The following is a 23285-nucleotide window of genomic DNA, read 5'->3' on the forward strand; positions in this document are numbered from 1 at the left end:
CCTAACTATTTTTTTATGAAGCTTTGTAGTCTGGTATCTTGCAAATGATCGTATATCTCATCGATTTTTTCAGGATCAAGACCGATAGTTTTTCCCATTCCAAATTTTTTGACCCATAGGGTTACTATATTAGATTCAAAATCAAATTGAAGACTGCATTCGAATGTTTCATACAATTCAACAACCTCTTCAATGAGAAACCTTACTAGACCCTCTATATCCTCTGTATAATCGACATTTTCTGGCGGTTTTAGGAGTGATCTAAAGAATTTTGAGGAATACCCTGCCTCTATGAGAGGTTTCAGATTTTCTTGTAATTGCCTTTGTGCTTCAATGGTGGGTTTTAGTGCTTCCGTGATTGCTTTTAAATTTTCTTCCAGTTGTCTTTGCATTTTTGTAATTGGTTCTGCAAAGGAGGTTTCTACTTCTTGAGCATGATCAGAAAGTTCCTCAAAAGACTCAACCGCGGAATCATGACGCCAATCTTGCTTGTCTTGGTCGAACCCAACAATTTTTTCACTTAAAGACAAAATACATTTTGTCCAAGCATAAAGCACATTAAATATGGCATTCTTGTCATCGATGTGAATTGGCGCTTTTGTCTCAAAACCAGGGAGGAATAGTGTTGAAGACGTAGTCACAGGTGGAAGCAATAACCGCTTAATCATCCGTATAATTTCTGTAAAATCTTTCATTGAACTCCTCAATAGCTGGGACAACTCTTCTTCTTTTAGCTCGTCCAAAAGCTCAAAAATGAAATCTATACCTGAAACTGCAGCCGATGTTCTGGGAGCTTGGAGGAAAGATTCTTTTTGATCGAGATATGTAGAATGCTCAAGATATTTTAGAGTTTCCTCTACTAGCAATGAAGTGAGCTCTGTTGGCACTTTCTCTTGCCTAAGTATATTCCTAAGAATCCCGTAATATACCTTGTAAAAGTTTTTAGAATATATCATGCTTAACCTCGTGATTATGCCGTAAAATATCCTGTGTAACCTGAAAATTCTTTCCACCGTAAAGTTATCCAAGTTTATATCAGACAGCTCTTCCTGATGTCTTTTAAATAACCCAATGTAGATTTTGCTTAAGCTTTTAACGAGAGTTTCAATTGAATCTTGAGGAAGTACTGGTCCAGTATCTTCTAATGTTCCTATTATAAGATCTGTCATTTCAAATATCTGGATAAGGGAGTTAATTTCTTCAGAAGGTTCCAAATTTTCCTGAGGATTGTATTCTTCTGTAAGCTTTAATAATTGTTTAAGCACTTCCTCCGATTCGTGCTGTAATGTTGTGTCTTTTAGAGACATGATCAGCAAGTTGGATATTGCCTTGAATTTGTTAACTACTTCCTCAATACGGGGAGAATTACCTTTGTTCTCTTTCTTGTTCTTGTTTATTATCTCTTGGGCAAGTTTTGAGGGGGTGACACTCATGACTTCTATTAAATGACGGTAAATTATAGCTAATAACAATGCCGACACAAAAAATTCCGCAAATAGTAATATCCGAAGGAGGATGTAATTATATCTAACTTCAAAATTTGCTATATCCTGATAATATGGATACATAATAAGCAAAACCGAGAGTATAGAGAGGGATGCAAATAAGGGAAATACGTATTTCCTAACTCTACCCACCGCAAATTGAAGTCCTGCATGCCCATATTTATTGTGAAGATACGAAGCATAAAATGCAAATGGGATTGCAATCAATGCAGCAAAGGCTTGGATTATGGCGCTTCCTAAATATTTTAATGTTCCAGATTTCACAAATTCATTGTCAATAGGTATCATTTTAATGAGAATTGCAACTATCAGGAGTATTATGACCACGAATGAAACAGTTGCTCTATATCTCCATTTGTTATCGCTCATTATGCTTAGTATGTCTTCTGTGAATAAAAAGATTATCATTGAAATCAAAATTTCTAACCCTAATTAAAGCCCCACTCTGTAGTTCTCCACCCTTATTCCGGGCTCTTCTGTTACAACACCAAGCTCAAAGCTCTCAAAGTGCTTGTTCAAAACATTCAATGCTGCATCCTTCTCTTCTTGGGAAACAACTACCACCATGCCTACGCCCATGTTAAATACCCTAAACATCTCCTCCAGCGGAACACCATTTTCATAGATCAGTTTGAAAATCCCGCTGATTGGTGGCATTTCAAGAGAAAAACCATGATTCGTGAGGCGCTTGAGGTTTAATAACCCTCCACCGGTGATGTGAGCTAATCCATGAACTTCCACTTCCCTCAAAAGCTCCAAAATTGGTTTAACATATATCCTCGTGGGTTCAAGTAAATGTTCCCAAATCTTTTTGCCTTCAAATTCATATTCAAGTCCGTACTTAGGTATTAGGAGTTTTCTTGCAAGGGTCAGCCCATTAGAATGAATTCCTGAGCTTGAGATACCTATCACCGCATCCCCCGGCTTTATTTCCTTTCCGTTTATCACTTTATTTTTCTCGGCAACACCGATAGCCGTACCGGCAAGGTCAAAGCCGTTCACAAGCTCCGGCAAGACTGCGGTTTCGCCACCAACTATAGCTATCCCCGACTGTTTTGCTCCCTCATAAAGGCCTTTTGCTATCTCCTGAAAAATTTCTCTATTTGGTTCATTAACTGCAAGATAGTCCACCAAAGCCACTGGCTCCGCCCCAACACATATCAAATCATTCACGTTCATCGCTATCATGTCGATTCCAATGGTATCATATTTTCCAACTGCCTCTGCAACTAAGGTTTTAGTTCCAACTCCATCCGTTGTCATCGCAAGGTAAAAGTCTCCAAAGTCCATCAACGCAGCATAATGACCTATATCAGCCTTAGGTTCACCCATTTTTCCCTTCCTAAACTCAAAAGTTGCTTTTGCAAGAGAAATTATTCCTTTTAGAGCCTGTTGAGTCTTTTCATCATCAACACCAGCTTGCGCATAAGTCAACATGATTATCACCGGAAGATGTTTGAGAGAAGGATTTAAAAGTTTTATCATTTTTATGTTCAAAAACTCTTAAATATTCCCAAAGTTTTAACATACAAACGTCAATAAATTTAGGTGATACCCATGATAAGCATTAGAGATGAAATTGGAACCCCCCTAACTGATTCTGCTGTTAAAATTCTCCTTCTTGGGAGTGGCGAACTTGGAAAAGAGATAACCATAGAGGCCCAGAGATTAGGAATCGAGGTTATCGCAGTCGATCGATATCCAAATGCCCCCGCCATGCAGGTTGCTCACAAAAGCTACGTAGGCAATATGAAAGATAAGGACTTCCTCTGGAGCATTGTGGAGAGGGAAAAACCTGACGCAATAGTGCCGGAAATAGAGGCAATAAACCTTGATGCACTCTTTGAGATTGAAAAGGAAGGTTATTTTGTAGTACCAAATGCTAAAGCTACCTGGATAGCCATGCATAGAGAAAGAACTCGTGAGACCCTTGCAAAAGAAGCAAAGGTCCCAACATCTCGTTACGCATATGCAACAACCCTGGATGAGCTCTATGATGCATGTGAAAAGATAGGTTACCCCTGTCACACTAAGGCCATAATGAGCTCCAGTGGAAAAGGTTCTTACTTCGTTAAAGGGCCCGAAGATGTTCCTAAAGCGTGGGAAGTGGCAAAGAAAAAGGCAAGGGGAAGTGCTGATAAGATAATCGTTGAGGAGCATATAGACTTTGATGTTGAGATTACCGAATTAGCGGTTAGGCACTTCGATGAGAACGGAAAAATTGTAACGACCTTCCCAAAGCCTGTTGGCCATTACCAAATTGAAGGAGATTACCACTCAAGCTGGCAGCCTGCAGAGATAAGTGAAAAGGCCGAGTGTGAGGTGTATAGAATAGCTAAACGCATAACTGATGTTCTCGGAGGTCTTGGAATATTTGGTGTCGAGATGTTTGTTAAAGGAGACAAAGTATGGGCCAACGAAGTTTCTCCAAGACCCCACGACACTGGAATGGTAACCATGGCTTCCCATCCAACTGGTTTTTCTGAATTTGGACTCCACGTTAGAGCTGTGTTGGGCCTCCCGATTCCAGCTGTTGAGGAAAACGGCATCAGGAAGTTCCCGATTTTAACTCCTGCAGCAACTCACGTAATCCTTTCAAATCAAGAAGGTTATGCCCCAAAGTTTAGGAATATCTTCAAAGGCCTAAACGTACCAAATACAACAATAAGACTCTTCGGGAAGCCTGAAGCATACAAGGGGAGACGTCTTGGTGTGGCACTAGCATGGGACAAGGATGTAGAGGTTGCGAAGAGAAAAGCAGAAGCAGTCGCTCACATGATTGAGCTGAGAACAAGAAGCGGTGAATGGCAGAGTCAGGATTATGAAAAAAGAAAACATCTGCTTTAGGCCCTTTAATTTTTAATGAGAATATTAGGCCTTCATTTTCTCCCTGTACTCTTCAAGCTTTCTCCTCAAGCTTTCATCTTTCAATGCTAGGATTTCTATCGCTAGCAATGCCGCGTTCTTTCCGTTATCAATTCCAACCGCAGCAACCGGCACGCCCGGAGGCATCTGGGCAATGCTCAGGAGAGCATCCAATCCGCCAAGCTTTGCCGAAACGGGGACTCCAATAACGGGTTTGGTTGTGTGAGAAGCTATAACGCCGGGTAAAGCAGCGCTTAATCCCGCTATGGCAATGAAAACATCGTAGTCCTTCCTCGCAAGCTCCTCAACTTTTTTAGGGTTCCTGTGAGCTGAAGCCACTTCAACATCGTAACTAACTCCAAACTCATCAAACACCTTAGTGACTTTTTCCGCTATGTGTGAATCACTTTTGCTACCCATTACAACGAGCACCTTCATGCTATCACCACATTGTTCTCTGACTTTTTCCCTTTATAAATTTTGCCATTTTTATGTTAAAACAAAGCTTAAAAATACCAAATTTTAACAAATTTATGGTGAAGCTCATGCGTGTTCTACTCGTTGGTGCCGGTGGAAGGGAAAGTGCAATCGCCGAAGCTCTTTCAAAGGATGCAGAGCTTTATGTTGTTGCAAAACATAAGAATCCGGGGATTATGAGATTAGCAAAGGATTATGGGCTTGCAAAAGAGACCGATGTTCAAAAAGTCCTCGATTTTGCCCTGAAATGGGGCGTGGATTTAGCGTTCATCGGTCCGGAAGCCCCTTTGGAGAAGGGAATCGTGAACGTCCTTGAGGAAAACGGCACCCCAACCGTAGGCCCTACAAAAGAAGCTGCTCAACTCGAAACGAATAAGGCCTTTGCGAGGCAACTGATGGAGAAATACAAAATCCCCGGAAGAAAACTCTTCAGGGTTTTTGATGACATTGAAGAGATGAAAGCATGGATTGATGAGTTTGGAAAGCCAGTTGTTGTTAAACCCCTTGGACTCACCGGCGGCAAAGGAGTCAAAGTTGTCGGATACCAATTGAAGGACAACGAAGAGGCAAAAGGGTATGCAAAGGCTCTCATAGAAAAAGACGGAAAGGTTCTCATAGAGGAGCGCACAGATGGTGTTGAATTCACATTCCAGGTTTTTACTGATGGAAAGAAAGTTATTCCAATGCCTCTGGCCCAGGATTACCCCCATGCTTATGAAGGCGATGTAGGCCCAATAACTGGCGGCATGGGTTCTTATTCCTGCGAAAACCATCTTCTACCCTTTATCCCAAAGGATGACTACGAGAAAGCCCTTGAAACGCTTAAAGCCACAATCGATGCTATGAGAAAAAATGGAACACCATACAAAGGCATTCTCTACGGCCAGTTCATGCTTGCAAACGATGAGCCGAAGATAATAGAGTTCAATGCCCGCTTTGGTGATCCAGAGGCCATGAATGTTCTACCAATTTTGAAAACTTCCCTTGTGGAGATCGGGGAGGGAATCATCGATGGTAACTTAAAGAAAGCTGAATTCGAGCAAAAAGCAACAGTTGTGAAGTATGTTGCCCCCAAAGGATACCCCACTAATCCAATAAAAGGAGTTAAACTTCAAATCAACGAAGATAAAATCAGAGAAGAAGGGGCTAAAGTTTACTATGCATCAATTGATGAGAACTTCACAATGCTCGGCTCAAGGGCTCTGGCCATTGTGGGAGTAGCTGATTCTTTAGAGGAAGCTGAAAAGATAGCTTCTCATGGGATAAAGCACGTTAATGGAGATATCTTCTACCGCAGAGATGTAGGAACTAAGGAAAGTATTGCAAAAAGAATCGAGATTATGAAAACAATTAGAGGTGAATGAAATGATAGAAAGAGAGCAGATTCTGGAGGTTTTAAAAAACTATGATAAAGAGGGAATAATTATCGGGGCAATCGGAAGTCACTCCGCATTGGATATAGCAGATGGCGCCAAAGCAGAAGGGTTTAAAACGGTTATAGTCTCTCAAAGGGGAAGGCACAGGACATATGCTGAGTATTTTAAGCAAAAAACAACAAAAGATGGCCTCACAAAAGGCTTTATTGATGAGGTAATTGTGTTGGAAAAGTTCGGTAAAATTATCGATATCCAAGAGGAACTGAGAAAGAGGAATGTTATCTTTGTCCCCAACCGTTCATTTGTGGTTTATACAGGAATTGATAGGGTGGAGAATGAGTTCCTGGTACCTCTCTTTGGAAGCAGAAACTTATTAAGGAGCGAAGAGAGAAGTGAAGAGAAGAGCTACTACTGGCTCTTAGAGAAAGCTGGCTTACCCTATCCTGAGCCCGTCAAACCAGAGGAGATTGACGATGTTGGTCTCGTGATAGTAAAACTCCCTCATGCAAAGAAGAGACTTGAAAGGGGATTTTTCACTGCCGCAAGCTACAAAGAATTTAGAGAAAAAGCCGAGAAGCTCATGAAGCTTGGCGTAATTACCGAGGAAGATCTAACCAAAGCAAGGATTGAGCGTTACATCATTGGCCCAGTCTTCAACTTTGACTTCTTCTACTCCCCAATTGATGAGGAAATTGAGCTCCTTGGAATAGACTGGCGCTTTGAGACAAGTTTGGACGGACATGTTAGATTACCTGCCCCTCAGCAGATGACCTTACCCGAGCATCAATTTGAACCAGAATACACCGTTTGTGGCCATGCATCCTCAACACTAAGGGAGAGCCTCCTTGAGAAGGTCTTCGACATGGCCGAGCGCTATGTGGAAGGCGCAAAGAAATACTATCCACCCGGTGTTATTGGGCCTTTCACACTTCAAACGGCTGTTGATAAAGACCTCAACTTCTACATCTACGATGTCGCCCCAAGAACCGGTGGTGGAACAAACATCCACATGGCGATGGGCCATCCATATGGAAACGCTCTCTGGAGAAAGGAGATGAGCACCGGAAGGAGAATTGCTCTTGAGATAAAGCGTGCCATTGAGCTGGATGAGCTTGAGAATGTGGTTACATGATTTACAATTTCTTGATTACTTTTCAAGAGTTTACTTATTTACAGACTTCGAATTTGGAGAAAGAATCTTTTTGCTAGTTACTTTTTTTTTAGAAATTTATCAACTTTAAATTATAAACCACAAGTTTACGAAAGTTTTAAGTATAAATATGTCTTTAGAATAATATGCCGATGTAACGATGAGGCAAAATAAAAAGGAGGTGGTGTGAAATGTTGAAAGTAGTAGAGACCACCTATGAAAGGGCCTCTAAATTTATTGGGATAACAGCATGTTCTGGTAGGGCAATTTGGTGTGGAGGAGATGGTTCAGTAGTACTATTGAAGCCATACTGAAGCTGTACAGATGTGTACAGGGGGTAGGATAGAATGGTTCTAAAAATATTAAACACAACCTATATTAGAGCAAATAAGTTTATCGGAATAACAGCATGTTCTGGAGAAGCTCTCATATGCGGAGGTACAGGACCAAATCCAACTATCAAAAATATAACATTGCCATAAATTCCTAATAAGGAGGTGTGTTTGATGATTCTGAAAGTATTAAACACAACCTATATTAGGGCAAATAAATTTATTGGAATAACGGCATGCTCTGGGGAAGCTATCAGATGTGGAGGTGGAGGACCAAATCCAACCATTAGAAATCCACTATTATCCTGATTCATTTAAACAAAAAGATGGAGGGGTGATGTGATGGAAACACTTAACTTATTTTCTTCTCTTCAATTTTCTTATCATGTTCCCTCATTTAAGTTGGCAGATATCATTCTCGATAATAGAGATAAAGACACATTTATCTTGTATCATCCTTGGTCTCAAACGATTTCAGAAATAAATTATGAAGATGCTTTAATATTCAAACTTTATGAACTTGAATATCCAATTAATAAAATATCAGAAATTACCAATAGACCAGAAGTTGAGATATTGAAGTTACTTAGAGAACTTGAGGAGGAACTAAGTGCTCTAAATCCCACAGAGATACATACTTTTGATACTCCACTAATTCTAATGCTCCTGTCGGATTTGAGATGTAACCTACGATGTAGGTATTGTTATACTGCTTCGGGATCATATTTTACAAAGACACTGTCGGATAAGCAAGTTATGGACTTAGAAACTGCTAAAAAGGCTCTTGATATTGGTATAGAACTTGGAATAAATCAAGTTCATTTCTTTGGGGGAGGAGAGGCTTTATTAAACTTTGAAATAATTAAGGGACTAGTCAAATATGCTGAAGCACAAAACTATCCGGTAGTTTTTGCAATGATAACAAATGGTACAAAAATTAATAAAGACTTTATAGAGTTTGTGGAGCAGTATAAGGATATTTTCAATATTACTGTAAGTATAGATGGTCCTAAACTAATTCATGATCTAAATAGAAATTACCCTAATGGAAAAGGCTCGTTTGAGGATACTCTGAGAGGCATAGAGATGCTAAAGGAGAGAAAATTAACATTCGAACTTCAAGTTACGTACCCAATAGAAGCTGAACAATTTGGATATGGTCCAAAAGAAATTGCTAATTATTTGAGTACCTTATCGCCATTCCTCATTGTAAAAATATGTGATTACCATGAACAGTTTAACACAGGGGAACGACCATTTCATGGCATGTTGGGATACTTAATGATGGAGTATATTAGTGATGTTTTTGAAAAATTAAAGAGCACAACTCCCCAATATTACGACCACAATCTGGCAATTACATTGAGTTATATAGCAAGAAGAGCAACCAAACTATATCCATGTCCATTTTCACATTTTGTGACAGTACTTCCTGATGGGAAGTTACTTACATGTCACATGATAGTTGATTACTTGTTAGGTACAGTTAATTCCAGTAAAACTGAGCTATTAAATAAACTTAAAAAGGCAGTTGAGTTTAATAAAAAATTTTCGACTTTACTAGATTATCATGACTTTTGGCATGCAGGGCTTCAAGATATATGTCCCTCAGAGCTATTTGGTGGATTAACAAATGTGCTCACGAAAACCGAGAAGCTGAGACTAAGTAAGTTTTCAAAAAGCATGCTAGAAGCATATTGGGATTCAGTATTGTTTAATGTTTACAAAAGTTACAAAGAAAACACCTTACAAAAGGTTTATAGTAACTTGGAATACTTCTTTGAGACATTATACAAACAACCAAGAGTTCAATGAACAATAAAAGGTGCTTAATATATGTCAGTAAATATAAGAGATGTCCTTGAGGAATCTATAAAAGTCTCAAAAAATCTAAAAGGAGACATAGTCATAACAATAATTCTTTTCCTTATTCTTTCTATTTTCGGATACGCCCAAGCAATGCTCATGAAGAATTTTATAGATTCTCTTGTATCATTACAGGAATTTTCAACAATCTCAAAAATTGGATTAGCTCTGCTGGTTCTCACATTTTTAAGCTACTTAGGAAGTTTTTATGGGGAGTTCATGCTCCAGAGATTGGGAATCAAAGCTTTAAAAATATTTTCTCAAGATTTGGTTTTCTCTATTCATAGGGCAAAACTAGGAAAAATAAGCAGTGGAGATGTAATAGCGAGATTCGTTTCGGACTTACCAGAGCTCAGTCTGGGATTAGCAGGTTTAATCCCTGGATTAAGTGTTCAGTTGATTAATATTGCAGTAGCAACGTTTACCCTATATTCATTATCTCCAACAATGCTTCTTGTAGCTGTCTTAATAATCCCAATAAACTATGCTATCTATAAGAAAGCATCAGGAAAATCCATTGAGTATTCAAAACGAGAAAGAGAATCATTGTCAAAAGTAGTTGCTGTTACCAAAACAAGCATTGATAATCTTTTCTTTATTAAACGTTTGGATAAGTACGAATATTTTGAAGAGAGATTCTCCATGAGTCTTTCAGAGTGGTTAAAGAATATGACAAGATTCCTGCGGGTAAGGATATTCTTCCAGAAATCGTACTATTACACAAGCAGTATAGCTCGACTGATAATGTTGCTTGTTGGTGGTTGGCTGGCAACAAAAGGACTCGCCTCAGTGGGAGCAATCGTAGCTTTCACGAACTATTTACCGCAATTCTATGAACCTCTTACTAATCTGGCTAATTCATTCACATATCTCAATGCACTTATCCCTTACGTAGAGCGCTATAAGGAGATAGTAAACATTGAAAAAGAAGACCTTGATAAGGGGCATGAGTTAAAATCGGTCAAAAGCATTGAATGTAAAAATGTAAGTGTTGGCATTTTAAGTAATGTGACTCTAGAACTCAAAAAGAACGAAACAATTGGAATCGTTGGACCCATAGGTTCTGGAAAAACAACCCTGGCATTAACTTTAATCAGGTTACGTGAGCCAGAGACTGGCCACATTTTAATAAATGGGAAAGATTACCGGGTTTATAGTCTTAGGTCTTTAAGAAAGAGGATATATTACCTACCATCTAAAGACTGGATTTTTGATGGAACTTTAAAGGAGAATTTGATGCTTGACGACATGTATCGGGAGGACGAAGTTATTCATGTTCTCAAGATTGTAGGAATAGATTTTGCCGAACTTGATGATTATATAACTGGTAAAGCTCTTTCTGAAGGACAAAAACAAAAAATAGCATTAGCTAGGGCACTTTTAAGAAAACCGGAGGTTTTGATACTTGATGAGGCCACAAACAGTCTTGATGTTCAAAATGAAGCTCAAGTCCTCGAAAAGATTCGAGAGTTTTTAAAGGACTCGACTTTAATTATAATATCGCATCGTTTAACCGCTCTAAAAAATGCCGATAAAATATTTGTTTTAAATAAGGGGAAGATCCTTGACTCTGGCAAACATGAGGAACTCTACGAAAGATGCTCCCTGTATAGAACGCTCGTTGAGAACTCAAGAGTATCTTAGGGGATATAAATCAAAGCATGTCTTTGGGCTAGTTTTTAAAATTATGGGAGTCTAGGCATTTAACACAACAGTTTAAGTCATATTCTTGGCAATGACATATTATGTCCTAGATACGGGATTGATATCTTAGTGAAGATTGATCTATTGTTGCGATTTCATGGCTTTACTACAATCACTTTTTATGAGAGTGGTGAAAAAAGTTTTAATTAACATTTTTATGCATAAATAAACCTTAAAAACCCTAAATTTTTACATTTTTTTGATAAGGTGATGCTCATGAAGTGGAAAGCTAAGGTTGTAATCCGCTTAAAAGAAGGGCTTAACGATCCCGAGGGGAGAGTCATTGGAAAGGCCCTCAAAAACTTAGGCTATAAAGTTGAAGAGCTGAAGGTTCCAAAATATTTCGAGCTCATTTTTGAAAGCGAAGCTCCAGAGAAAGATGTCGAGGAGATGTGCAAACGCCTGCTTGCAAACCCAGTTATCCACACTTATGAATATCAAATCGAGCCTTTAGGTGAGTGAAATGCCAAAGTTCGCTGTCATAGTATTCCCAGGGACAAACTGCGATTTTGAGACCGTTGAAGCAATTAAAAAAGCTGGTGGAAAAGCGGAGAGAGTCTGGTATAAGCAAAGCCTCAAAGACTTTGATGGCGTTGTTTTGCCCGGTGGATTCAGCTATGCCGATTATTTGAGAGCTGGCGCAATAAGTGCAAGGGCAGAGGTAATGGAGGAAATTAAGGTTCTTGCCAACGAAGGCAAACCCGTTTTAGGCATTTGCAACGGCTTTCAAATCTTAACGGAGTCAGCTCTTCTGCCGGGAGCATTGAGACCAAATAAGATTCCAAGCTTCCTATGCAAGTGGGTTTACCTTAAAGTTAGCGACACCTAAACAGCTTTTACCCAACTCTACAAAGAGGGAGAGGTCATTAGAATGCCAATAGCACATGCTGAAGGGAATTACTACTCCGAGAGCTTAGATAGCGTAAGGATAACCTTCCAGTACAGCGACGAGAAAGGAGAGATAACGGAAGATGCAAACCCCAACGGCTCTCTCTTGAACATAGCGGGAATAAGCAATGAAAAGGGCAACGTTCTCGGCATGATGCCTCATCCAGAGAGGGCGAGTGATAAATGGCTGGGAAGCGAGGACGGGTTGAGGATCTTCAAGAGCATGGTGGAATATGCCAAAAGATAGTTTTTGATTTTATTCATTTTCTTAATTACTTTTCGAAGTTTTACTTTATTAAACTGCAAATTTGTTAAAAAGAGCCTTTTAATGCCTTACTTTTTTGGAAAATTGAACAATACCACAACAAGGTAGAAAAATTTAAATATTAAAAAACTATATGAAGTAGTATGCTAAAGTATCTATGAAGTATTACTAAGATACTCTAGTGAAAAGAAAAAGGAGGATGAAACATGAGGTATAGGGCAATATTTGTTTTACTTTTAAGTTTATTAATGTTTGGAGGAGTGTTCAGCAATTCAGCATACGCAAAACCAAGCGTTATATCAAAAATCTCAGTGACTAAGTTTGTTTTAGGAATTTACGATCCAAATCCAATTATGAGCGATGACTTAAGAGACGCTAGAAATACATTCGCCATTTTGAGGATACAGGGCAATAAGTTGAGTGGCTTTTTGTTCTATGACTGGAAGCTTAAAAGAATAAGTAAAAACATCAGGATTGTTGAGTCTGAGTACTTTGACGGTTATGTTATTCTATTTGACTCAAAGGACACAAAAAATAGTATTATAGGACTACAGGGCAATATATACAAGAACGGGACGGTGTGGATATTTCTGCAGGAAATTGGCAAGAAGGATCTTATAGCATTGTCTTTTGAGGATAAGCAATTAGTAGAAAAACTCCTAAAAATGAAATTACCAAAAGAGAGAATAGATGATATAAGCTGGTCATTTAAAATTGTACCTCCCAAGATAAACATTCGTGAAATCGCCTCCAGCAGAGAGATTATCTTAATGGGAGGGGTTCAGCAAAGATGCTCTTATAGCACTAAAGCAGTGTATATAACATCTTCATGGCCAACAAACTCACCCACAACGTACTATATTAAAGTACAGGCTAAGTTCTGTGGTCCAACAATTCTAAAAAGTACAGACGAATACAAGGTAATTGTTAAAAATTTAGATGAGGGAAGGATTGTATCCTACGGTACAAGTTATCGAGAAGTTAGTGGGGATACTGCATTTGAAATTCGGGGATCTTCTTCTCGGCCAATAGATATAAAGGTAACGGTACCTTACAAGGATAGCCCCAATGAAATACAAGATTTAATAATCAGGGTGTCGGGTAGTATCGTTAACTTTGGATATAATGAAGTTAGTTGGGCCATTAAATGGGCGGCTGATTTAATAACATGGGCACTTAATCTTCCGCCAATACCCACTAAAGCAACACAAGGCCCAACTTTTCCTCCAATAATTATTGAAGGTGGAGAAGAGAAGAATACCCTAGCCGTAGCATACAATAATTTGAATATTGGTGTTCCTGGACAGTTCTTGCAAATAGAGGGTATTGTCATCCGATACAATAAGGGCCCTTCATATGACATTACAAAAAAGTTTTATGCACTATACAACATACCGATATACTATGGTTCGTCTTCAAATCCCAGTCATGTAGCTGATGTAGAGACTCAATGCAGTTTAAGGGTTATCCACACTAACTAAAGGGGTGAGTCTCAATGAATCTCAAAGATTTCCTTCCCATTCTTGCTCTTTTACTTTTGTTTGGGGTCTTTTATGGAGTAATGGAACATAAATGCACAATTAGAGTATCTGAAGAAGTAAATAAAGCTGTGGAAAAAGTGGAGAAGGGAGACATTGTTATGGATATTGAGCTCCACACAACCGAGCTCCGAAAGAACTCAGAGCGAGCTCTTGCATGTCTCAACGCTAGCAAGTGTTCAAAAGCTACACTGATAGGATATCTCATGAAAGCCTCATTTCACATGGAAATGTTGCACTCCTACTACAGTAGAGCTGTCACTTCTATCCTTAGGCCTGGTGAGGAAATCGAACCCTACATCAATACCACTACACTGGATTGCGCGAAAATGTTAGAGGGGTTTGCTACAATAATAATCGAGGACAACATAACTGAGAGACAGCTCAAAATTATGAGAAGAGCACTGATAGACGTTAACAAATTTGCGAACAATACACTCAAAATTAACAATATCACCTTAATCCTGCAGGAGAATGGAAAAATACAAGAAAAGTGCCGAGCCTACCTAGTAGCGTTTAACAATACTACAAGGTGAGTGTTTTTCTTTTTCTGAAACTTCTCGCAGAGAGTTTTTAACATTTTTATGTATAAATAAACCTTAAAAACTCCAAATTTTTACATTTTTCTGGTAATAAAGGAGGTGTCAGGATGTTTCCTCACGAAGAAGAGATCATCCGTGAAAGGCTCGGTAGAGAGCCGAACGAAGTTGAAAAATCCATGCTTGAGGTAATGTGGAGCGAGCATGCATCATACAAATCAAGCAGAAAGTGGCTCAAACTTTTACCCACGAGGAACGAGCACGTTATTTTAGGCCCTGGGGAAGACGCAGGCGTTGTAAAATTTGATGAGAACACGGCGGTAGTTGTCGGAATAGAAAGTCACAACCATCCAAGCGCTGTTGAGCCCTATGGTGGAGCAGCCACAGGCGTTGGAGGGATTGTTAGGGATATACTCTGTATGGGAGCAAGACCTATAGCTCTGCTCGATCCCATACGCTTTGGCCCCTTAGAGAAGGAGCGCAACAAGTACCTTTTTGAGTACGTGGTTAAGGGAATAGCCGATTATGGCAATAGAATAGGCGTTCCTACTGTTGGTGGCGAGACAGAGTTCGATGAAAGTCTTGACAGCTACACACTAGTCAACGTTGCCTGTATTGGTTTAATGAGACCCGAAGAGCTGGTGCACAGCTATGTTGAGGAGAGCGGCCTTTTGCTTGTTTTGGTTGGTAACAAAACAGGAAGGGATGGGATCCATGGCGTAACATTTGCAAGCGAAGAGCTGAGTGAGAACGCAGAAGAGGAAGATCGCTCTGCAGTGCAAATTCCCGATCCGTTTACAGAGAAGCTTTTGATTGAAGCAACACTTGAGGCCCTTGCAACCGGAAAAGTCAAGGCCCTTAAAGACCTCGGTGGTGGGGGCTTAACTTGCGCCTCCTCGGAGATGGCCGGAAAGAAAGGGCTTGGAGCGATAATCTACGCAGACAGAGTGCCCCAAAGAGAGCCAAATATGACCCCAATGGAAGTTATGATTTCCGAGAGCCAGGAAAGAATGCTCTTCGCTATTAAGAGGGAAGATCTGGAAGAGATAACAAAGATTTTTGAGAAGTATGAGCTTGAGTGGACTACTGTCGGTGAGATTATAAAAGAGCCTAGGTATATCGTCTACTGGAATGGTGAAAAGGTCGCCGACCTGCCCATAGATCTCCTCACGGAAGTGCCAACAATAGAGTGGGAAGCAAAGCCCTACAACATTGAGAGAGATGTTGAGACGCCTGAAATAGGGCTCGAAGAGGCTTTCCTTAAAGTGCTCTCAAGCCCCAACATAGTAAGCAAGGAGTGGATATGGCAGCAGTATGATCATGAGGTTCAAGGAAGGGCGGTTCTAAAGCCCGGAAAGGACGCAGCGGTGCTAAAAATAAACGACGAATACGGCTTGGCTTTTGTTAGCGATGGAAACCCGTCTCACAGCTACCTGAACCCATATCACGGAGCTATGGGTGCTGTTGCCGAAGTCGTTAGGAACTTAGCTAGTGTAGGGGCAAGACCTTTGGCCTTGGTTGACAACCTGAACTTTGCCTCTCCTGAAAGACCTGAGGTTTATTGGAGCTTCATAGAGACCATTAAAGGATTGGCCGATGCGGCAAAGGCCTTTGGATTAGCATATGTAAGCGGGAATGTGAGTTTTTACAATGAGGTGGGCAATAAGCCTATAAAACCGACCCCCGTGGTTGCCGGATTGGGAAAAGTAAGGCTCGAAAACATTACAACAATGGATTTCAAAGATGAGGGAGACCTTATAGCCATTGTTGGGGTTACGAAGAAAGAGCTTGGAGGGAGCGAGCTCTACCGGGTTTTAAACATTGAAGGTGGGTTTGCGCCAAGAGTTAAGCTAGAGAGAGAAAAAAGAAATGCTGGGGGAATTTTAAAAGCAATAGAGCTTAGATTGCTAAAGGCTGTTCACGACGTTAGCAAGGGAGGAATAGCTGTAGCACTTGCGGAAATGGCACTAAGCGGCAACATTGGATTTGAGGTGGACATAAGTAAGGTTCCAGTCGAAGAAAAACTCAATCCAGTGGAGGTTATGTTCTCGGAGAGCCATGGTAGATTTATAATAAGCTTTGAAGAAAAAGACCTCGAAAAGGTCGAAGCCCTCTTCGATGAATTTGCAGTAATTGGAAGGGTTAGAGGGGAGAAGCTTGTCTTCAGATGCGGAGAGGAACACATCTCTATTGATTTAGAGAAAGTCAGAGAGCTTTACAACTCACTTCCAAAGCTTCTTGGGGAATAGAAACTTTCTTTGGGTTTTTAATATTTTACACAAAAACTTTAAAACCTGACTACCGAACATTTGTTCGGGTAGACATATGACAAAAATAGGAATTATAGGGGATGGGATAGCGGGCCTTACTGCAGCAATAGGATTGGCAAAAAAGGGCTTCGAAGTCACTCTCATCGGAAAAGGGATAGATAAAACAAATTCCTACCTGGCTCAGGCAGGAGTAGCTCTCCCTATTCTTGAAGGAGACTCAATAAGATCACACGTCCTAGATACAATTCGAGTGGGAAGATACCTGAGCGACGAAGAGGTTGTTTGGGCGGTTATCTCAAAATCCAGTGAGGCTTATGATTTTCTACTCTCTTTGAGCTTGACCTTTGAAGGAAATGAGATCGAAGGAGGACACAGTTTTCCAAGGGTCTTCACAATCAAAAATGAAACAGGAAAGCACATAACAAAGATTCTTTACTTAAGAGCAAAAGAACTCGGTGTTCACTTCATAGATGGAATTGCCTCTTCAATAGGCATAAAAAATGGAAAATGCTACGGGGTATTTCTAAATGGAGAATTCCTGAACTTTGATGCGACTGTTCTAGCAACGGGAGGATACACAGCTCTCTTTAAATACACTGCTGGTTCCCCTCTTAACTTAGGCACTCTCACTGGAGATGCCATAATGAAAGGGGTTTTAGCAAGTGATCTGGAGTTTGTCCAGTTTCACCCAACAGGTTTTATCGGACGGAATGGAGTAAAGCTCGTAAGTGAGGCCGTGAGGGGAGCTGGGGCAAAGCTTGTCAATGAAAATGGTGAACGCTTTGTCAGTGAGCTTGAACCAAGAGATGTGGTTGCAAGGGCAATTTACAAACAGATAAAAAGCGGTAGAAGGGTCTATTTAGATGCCACGGGAATTGAAAACTTTAAAGAAAAGTTCCCCCAGATTTACAGTTTCTTAGTGGGAGAGGGCATAAACCCAGAAAGAGACTTAATCCCAGTAACTCCAATTGCTCACTACTCCATAGGCGGCCTAAAGGTGGATCTTTATTACAGAACCAACATCAAAAACCTCTACGCAATTGGGGAGGCAGCAAACAACGGCTTCCATGGAGCAAATAGATTGGCGAGCAACTCTCTCCTGGAGTGCATAGTTAGCGGACTTGAAGTTGCTAGGACAATTGTAAGAGACAAGCCTAAAGGGGAAAACGTGGAAGTTAGGGACACAACTCAAGAGCCTGGGGACATTGAAAGCGTTAAAGAAATTCTCTGGAAATATGCTGGAATTGTGAGGAGCGAGAACAACCTCATAGAAGGATTGAAAGAACTGAAAAAAGTAGAGATCGATGAAAGGATTAAGCTTTTGGCAAAAGGTATTTTAGAGTGTGCTTTGGCAAGAAGAGAAAGCCGCGGTGTTCACTACAGGGAGGATTATCCCTTTATGAGAAAAGAATTTGAACGACACAGCATCTTTAACGGGAGGTGTATGTTATGAACTTAGTGGAAGAGATCATGAGACTTAAAGAAGAGAAGAATGCCATAATTTTGGCCCACAACTATCAGCTCCCAGAAATTCAAGATATAGCTGATTTCCTTGGAGATAGTCTTGAACTGGCAAGAAAGGCAGTGAATGTTGATGCAGATATTATAGTTTTTGCCGGCGTTGATTTTATGGCCGAAACTGCTAAAATTTTAAACCCCACCAAAAAAGTGCTTCTCCCAACAAGAAGGGCAACATGCGCAATGGCCAATATGCTAAAAGTGGAACACATCCTTGAAGCTAAGAAAAAGTATCCAGACGCCCCGGTAGTCCTCTATGTTAACACGACCGCTGAAACTAAGGCATATGCTGATGTAATAGTGACATCGGCCAATGCTGCTAAGATCATTGCAAAACTTGATGCTGACACAATAATCTTTGGTCCAGATAACAACCTTGCCTACTACGTTGCAGAGCGCACTGGAAAAAATATCATACCAATTCCGGAAGGAGGGCACTGCTACGTCCATAAAAAATTCACACCTGAGGATGTTGAGAGAGTCAAAAAGCTCTATCCTAATGCAAAGCTAATGGTTCACCCTGAATGCATACCAAAAGTTCAGAGAAGGGCAGATTTAATAGTCTCAACGGGTGGGATGGTTAAAAACGCATGCCAGCATGATGAATGGGTCGTGTTTACTGAGAAAGAGATGTGCTATAGGCTGCAAAAGGTCTATCCCGGCAAGAGGTTTTATCCTGCAAGGGAAGACACCTTCTGCATCGGAATGAAAGCGGTGACACTCGAACACATTTATGAATCCCTGAGAGATGAAAAATATGAAATCACCGTTCCTGAAGAAATAGCGGAGAGAGCAAGAAGGGCAATTGAAAGAATGCTTGAACTCAGTGATTAGGAAGGTGATTTCATGATTTCCCTTTCATATCTCCTCCGTTTTTTAGAAGAGGATTCCCCTTTTGGAGACATAACAAGTGATGCCATTATTCCAAAGACTTTGAACACTAAGGCAGTTATCATAGCAAAGCAGAGCGGTGTTGTAGCAGGTCTTGAAGAGGCAAAGATGTTGTTCGAATATTTTGGGGTTAAGGCTAAGCAGAGAGCTCAAGATGGGCAAAAGGTTGAGAAAGGGCAGATTTTAATGGAACTTGAGGGCAACGCAAGGAAGATATTACTCGTTGAGAGAACAGCATTGAACATTATAGGAAGAATGAGTGGTGTAGCAACCCAAACAAGAAAGCTCGTTGAGAAGATCAAAGGTATTAATCCAAAGATCAGAGTAGCAGGTACTAGAAAAAGTCTTCTAAGAGATTTAGATAAAAAAGCAATAATTCTAGGTGGTGGTGAGCCTCATAGATTTTCTTTAAGTGATGCAATTCTTATAAAGGACAACCATCTTGCTTTGGTGTCTTTGGAGGAGGCCATTAAAAAGGCAAGAGCGTTCAGTGTTTACAAGGTTGTTGAGGTTGAAGTGGAAAGCCTTGAAGATGCTTTAAAAGCCGCTAGAGCAGGTGCAGACGTTATAATGCTTGACAACATGACACCGGAGCAAATCGAAGAGATTCTCAAGGCTTTAAAGCGCGAAGAATTGAGAGAAAAAGTAAAAATAGAAGTGAGCGGTGGCATAAGCGAGGAGAACATTGAAAGCTATGCGAAGCTCGATGTCGATATCATAAGCCTTGGAGCTTTAACGCATAGTGTGAAGAACTTTGACGTGAGTCTGGAGATTGTGAAAGATTAAAAGAGGTTAAATGACTAAAGTTTGCCCCGTATTTTATTTTAAACGTGTTCCATTTTTGGAACAAAATTTTTTAAATTTGGAACAACCATTAAAGCAATGATGCCCTATGACAGACGAGCATTTTATGCGACTGGCACTAAAGTTCGCCAAGAAGGGTGAAGGACAAGTAAACCCGAACCCAATGGTCGGTGCAGTTATAGTCAAAGACGGCAAGATAATTGGCAAAGGTTACCACCAATATTTTGGAGGGAAGCACGCAGAGATTAACGCCATAGAAGACGCAAAAAGCAAGGGGTATTCCCCTGAAGGAGCAACAATGTACGTTACTTTGGAGCCCTGCTCTCACTGGGGAAAGCAGCCACCTTGTGCAGATAGAATAATAGAAGAGGGCATCTCGAGAGTTGTAGTAGCAATGAAAGATCCCAATCCAATGGTGAATGGAAAAGGCATTGAAAAGCTCGAAAAAGCAGGCATTGATGTTAAAGTTGGTGTCCTTGAAGAGGATGCAAGAAAGCTAAATGAAGTGTTTCTTAAGTACATAACCACGAAAATACCTTTTGTAGCAATAAAGCTTGCCTTGACCTTAGATGGCTTCATAGCAACAAGAAGCTTTTCCTCAAAGTGGATTACCGGTGAAAAAGCAAGGAGGAAAGTGCAAGAGCTTAGAAGAAAGTACATGGGGATAATGGTTGGAGCTAATACAATCCTCAAGGACGATCCAAGGCTGACTTGCAGAATAGAAGGGTGCAGTGAAAAGGTGAAAGTAATTCTCGATAGGCATGGGCTAACTGCCAATGGGAATTTTAGGGTTTTTAAGAAGGGAAAAGTTATAGTCTTCACTGAGAGTGAAAAAGAGTGGAGAAATGCAGAAGTTATTAGAGAAACGAATCCCGAAAAAATACTAAAGATTCTTGGCGAAAAGGGAATAGACAGCATTTTAATTGAGGGAGGAAAAATAGCATGCCAGTTCTTGCCCTTTGCAGATAAGCTACATTTATTTTATGGGAACAAGCTCTTTGGAAAAGGAATTTCTCCATTTGAGTGTCTAAAAGTTAACGACGTTAATGACGCCTTTAAGCTTGAGTTTCTTAAGTTTGAAAGCTTTGGAGACAGCTTTTACGTGGAGGCAATGCCATGTTCTCAGGGATAATAGAAAAAGTTGCAAAGGCACGCTACTCAAGGGGAAAGCTCTACGTGGAGAAGGTCTTAGATGTGAACCTAGGCGACAGTGTTGCCGTTAATGGAGCATGCCTAACGGTGAGTGAAATTAGAGATCGAATAATATTTGACGTTGGTGAGGAAACTCTAAAGAAAACTAATCTTGCGAAAGCAAAGCTCGTTAACCTTGAAAGAGCCCTAAAGTTTGGAGATAGAATTGATGGACATTTGGTTACTGGACATGTCGATGGAACCCTAAAGCTGAGGAGAGTTCTAAGGAGGGGGAATACTTACTGGCTGGCCTTTGAAATGCCCAAGGAGAGGTTCGGCATAGTGGAGAAGGGAAGCATAGCCCTGAATGGGATAAGCTTAACGATTGCCAAAGTTGAGAAGAGCCACTTCTGGGTTCAGGTAATCCCCTACACATGGGAAAACACCAACTTGAAGTTCCTCAGAATTGGGGATGAAGTGAATTACGAGATAGACGTTGTTGCAAGATATTTGAGAGATATTTTGGGTGATAAATATGGACTTGGAAAAGCTTAGGAAAAGCATTCTTGAGGGTAAACCAATAGTTCTAATTGACGAAGATAGAGAAGTTGAGGCAGATTTGGTTTATCCCGCTGAAATAATAACTCCCCAAACATTAAACTTCATGCTCCAAGCTAGAGGGATGCTCTGTCTGGCTATAGATGAAGAGGAAGCTTTAAGGAGAGGCTTCTTTAAGCTTCCCTCAAAAGACAACGAGACGAATTTTTTAATAACTGTTGATTATAAGGAGACTTTTACAGGAATTAGCGCGGAAGAGAGGGCTTTAACAGCAAAGAAAATTGCCGAGGGGCTAAGCATAGAGCACTTTCGCTATCCCGGCCATTTGCACCTTTTAGGAGCGGTAGGCATAAATAAAAGGAAGGGACACACAGAGGCTTCACTTGAGCTCTTGGAAATGCTCGGGTTTAAAAGATACGCGCTAATAATTGAGCTCCTAGATGAAGAAGGAAATTCCCACAACTTTGAGTTCATAAGGAGCTTTGCAGAGAAGCATAACCTCCCAATAGTAACAATTAGAGAAGTCTGGAAAGAGGTCGTCAAAAGAAAGAGCTTCGTCAAGATTCATGCGCGAGCTAGACTCCCCTCTCATCACGGTAATTTTGAGATAATAGCGTTTGATAACGAGCTGGACTTTAAGGATCACATAGCAATAGTTAAGGAGCCTTTGGGAGAAGCACCTCTTGTTAGGCTCCACTCTGAGTGCTTAACGGGTGATACCTTAGCTTCCTTTAAGTGCGACTGTGGAAGTCAATTAGCCAATGCGCTAAAGATGATAGCCAATGAAGGGGGAATTCTGTTCTATTTGCGGCAAGAAGGGAGAGGTATAGGCCTAAAAAACAAAATCAAAGCCTATGAACTCCAAGACAAAGGTCTTGACACTGTTGAAGCAAACAAAAAGCTCGGCTTTCGGGAAGATGAGAGAGACTTTAGCGTCGCTTACCAGATGCTCAAATCCTTAGGAATCTCAAAAGTTAAGCTTTTGACGAACAATCCAAGGAAGGTTAGAGCTTTGGAAGAGTTCGGGATAGAGGTTGTTGAGGTTATTCCGATTTTTGGAGAAGTTAACGAGATTAACAAACCTTATTTAGAAGCTAAGATGCTCAAGCTTGGACACAATTTAAAGCCTCTTTTGGAGGGGAAAGAATGATTTATGAGGGACACTATACGGGTGAAGGGTTAAAAATTGGAATAATAGTTAGCAGATTTAACGATTTGCTCACCAGAGAGCTTCTAGAGGGGGCATTAGACTGTTTTAAACGACATGGTGTTGAGAATATAGATATCTTCAAAGTTCCGGGAGCATTTGAGATCCCATTTGTCGCAAAAGAACTAGCTAAGAAAGGACGCTATGATGCCATTTTAACCCTAGGAGCCGTTGTCAGAGGGGAAACATATCATTTTGAGCTCGTTGCCAATGAAGTTGCAAAAGGAGTAGCCCATATAAACTTAACCTACGAAATGCCCGTGATATTTGGCGTTATAACAGTAGACGATGAAATCCAAGGACTTGACAGGGCAGGAATAAAGTTAAACAAGGGCTTTGAATATGCTCTGACCACTTTGGAAATGGCAAATTTGAATAAAGAGATAAAAAAGATTTCCTAA

At 40.4% G+C, this 23285-nt stretch carries 22 protein-coding genes and 1 pseudogene; 20 read left to right on the plus strand and 3 right to left on the minus strand.

Annotated features, from left to right (window positions below):
• Positions 1-5: 5 nt before the first annotated feature.
• A complete protein-coding gene (locus OCC_RS04540; RefSeq protein ID WP_148290406.1) occupies positions 6-1874 on the minus strand; it encodes a hypothetical protein in 1869 nt (622 codons plus the stop codon).
• Between the two features lie 63 nt (positions 1875-1937).
• Entirely contained in the window at positions 1938-2942 is a 1005-nt protein-coding gene (gene purM / locus OCC_RS04545; protein WP_004067631.1) for a phosphoribosylformylglycinamidine cyclo-ligase, read from the minus strand.
• A gap of 120 nt (positions 2943-3062) precedes the next feature.
• Here purM and purT point away from each other — a divergent pair, with 120 nt between their 5' ends.
• Complete coding sequence (gene purT / locus OCC_RS04550; RefSeq protein ID WP_004067629.1) at positions 3063-4352, plus strand: phosphoribosylglycinamide formyltransferase 2; 1290 nt, start codon at positions 3063-3065, stop codon at positions 4350-4352.
• Positions 4353-4376: 24 nt separating this feature from the next.
• Here purT and purE read toward each other — a convergent pair whose 3' ends face one another.
• Entirely contained in the window at positions 4377-4808 is a 432-nt protein-coding gene (purE, locus tag OCC_RS04555) for a 5-(carboxyamino)imidazole ribonucleotide mutase (RefSeq protein ID WP_004067628.1), read from the minus strand.
• A 107-nt stretch (positions 4809-4915) separates the two neighbouring features.
• On the opposite strand from purE, the gene purD reads away from it, so the two are divergent.
• From purD to ribH, 19 genes and pseudogenes are all read left to right on the plus strand, one after another.
• On the plus strand, positions 4916-6211 hold the full coding sequence (gene purD, locus OCC_RS04560; RefSeq protein ID WP_004067625.1) for a phosphoribosylamine--glycine ligase: 1296 nt from the start codon (positions 4916-4918) through the stop codon (positions 6209-6211).
• Between the two features lies 1 nt (position 6212).
• Positions 6213-7355, plus strand: a complete 1143-nt coding sequence (locus tag OCC_RS04565) for a formate--phosphoribosylaminoimidazolecarboxamide ligase family protein (RefSeq protein ID WP_004067623.1) — start codon at positions 6213-6215, stop codon at positions 7353-7355.
• Positions 7356-7564: 209 nt separating this feature from the next.
• Positions 7565-7687, plus strand: a complete 123-nt coding sequence (locus OCC_RS12945; RefSeq protein ID WP_020953658.1) for a hypothetical protein — start codon at positions 7565-7567, stop codon at positions 7685-7687.
• Positions 7688-7720: 33 nt separating this feature from the next.
• Entirely contained in the window at positions 7721-7855 is a 135-nt protein-coding gene (locus OCC_RS12950) for a hypothetical protein (protein ID WP_020953659.1), read from the plus strand.
• A 24-nt stretch (positions 7856-7879) separates the two neighbouring features.
• Positions 7880-8014 carry a hypothetical protein gene (locus OCC_RS12955; protein WP_255346974.1) on the plus strand — a complete coding sequence of 45 codons (135 nt, stop codon included), beginning with the start codon at positions 7880-7882 and terminating at the stop codon, positions 8012-8014.
• Between the two features lie 33 nt (positions 8015-8047).
• Positions 8048-9520 carry a radical SAM protein gene (locus tag OCC_RS04570; protein ID WP_004067621.1) on the plus strand — a complete coding sequence of 491 codons (1473 nt, stop codon included), beginning with the start codon at positions 8048-8050 and terminating at the stop codon, positions 9518-9520.
• 21 nt (positions 9521-9541) lie between these two features.
• Positions 9542-11215: an ABC transporter ATP-binding protein gene (locus tag OCC_RS04575; RefSeq protein WP_004067619.1), complete on the plus strand. Its 1674-nt coding sequence runs from the start codon at positions 9542-9544 to the stop codon at positions 11213-11215.
• Positions 11216-11491: 276 nt separating this feature from the next.
• On the plus strand, positions 11492-11737 hold the full coding sequence (gene purS / locus OCC_RS04580; protein WP_004067617.1) for a phosphoribosylformylglycinamidine synthase subunit PurS: 246 nt from the start codon (positions 11492-11494) through the stop codon (positions 11735-11737).
• Between the two features lies 1 nt (position 11738).
• Positions 11739-12410: pseudogene (purQ, locus tag OCC_RS04585) on the plus strand (phosphoribosylformylglycinamidine synthase I).
• 224 nt (positions 12411-12634) lie between these two features.
• A complete protein-coding gene (locus tag OCC_RS04590; RefSeq protein ID WP_004067615.1) occupies positions 12635-13909 on the plus strand; it encodes a hypothetical protein in 1275 nt (424 codons plus the stop codon).
• Between the two features lie 14 nt (positions 13910-13923).
• Positions 13924-14502 (plus strand): hypothetical protein, encoded by a 579-nt coding sequence (locus OCC_RS04595; RefSeq protein ID WP_004067613.1) that lies wholly within the window; start codon positions 13924-13926, stop codon positions 14500-14502.
• 113 nt (positions 14503-14615) lie between these two features.
• Positions 14616-16754, plus strand: coding sequence for a phosphoribosylformylglycinamidine synthase subunit PurL (gene purL / locus OCC_RS04600; protein ID WP_004067612.1), 2139 nt, complete (start codon positions 14616-14618; stop codon positions 16752-16754).
• 76 nt (positions 16755-16830) lie between these two features.
• Positions 16831-18228, plus strand: coding sequence for an L-aspartate oxidase (locus OCC_RS04605; RefSeq protein ID WP_004067610.1), 1398 nt, complete (start codon positions 16831-16833; stop codon positions 18226-18228).
• A complete protein-coding gene (gene nadA / locus OCC_RS04610) occupies positions 18225-19127 on the plus strand; it encodes a quinolinate synthase NadA (RefSeq protein ID WP_004067607.1) in 903 nt (300 codons plus the stop codon). The genes OCC_RS04605 and nadA overlap by 4 nt, the downstream gene beginning before the upstream one ends.
• A 12-nt stretch (positions 19128-19139) precedes the next feature.
• Entirely contained in the window at positions 19140-19970 is an 831-nt protein-coding gene (gene nadC / locus OCC_RS04615) for a carboxylating nicotinate-nucleotide diphosphorylase (protein WP_004067606.1), read from the plus strand.
• Between the two features lie 106 nt (positions 19971-20076).
• Complete coding sequence (gene ribD / locus OCC_RS04620) at positions 20077-21120, plus strand: bifunctional diaminohydroxyphosphoribosylaminopyrimidine deaminase/5-amino-6-(5-phosphoribosylamino)uracil reductase RibD (RefSeq protein ID WP_004067604.1); 1044 nt, start codon at positions 20077-20079, stop codon at positions 21118-21120.
• Positions 21105-21674, plus strand: a complete 570-nt coding sequence (locus OCC_RS04625; RefSeq protein ID WP_004067603.1) for a riboflavin synthase — start codon at positions 21105-21107, stop codon at positions 21672-21674. The genes ribD and OCC_RS04625 overlap by 16 nt, the downstream gene beginning before the upstream one ends.
• Positions 21655-22827: a bifunctional 3,4-dihydroxy-2-butanone-4-phosphate synthase/GTP cyclohydrolase II gene (locus tag OCC_RS04630; RefSeq protein ID WP_004067601.1), complete on the plus strand. Its 1173-nt coding sequence runs from the start codon at positions 21655-21657 to the stop codon at positions 22825-22827. The genes OCC_RS04625 and OCC_RS04630 overlap by 20 nt, the downstream gene beginning before the upstream one ends.
• Positions 22824-23285, plus strand: coding sequence for a 6,7-dimethyl-8-ribityllumazine synthase (gene ribH, locus OCC_RS04635; RefSeq protein WP_004067599.1), 462 nt, complete (start codon positions 22824-22826; stop codon positions 23283-23285). The genes OCC_RS04630 and ribH overlap by 4 nt, the downstream gene beginning before the upstream one ends.

The sequence above is a fragment of the Thermococcus litoralis DSM 5473 genome (genome assembly GCF_000246985.2).
GTDB lineage: Archaea > Methanobacteriota_B > Thermococci > Thermococcales > Thermococcaceae > Thermococcus_A > Thermococcus_A litoralis.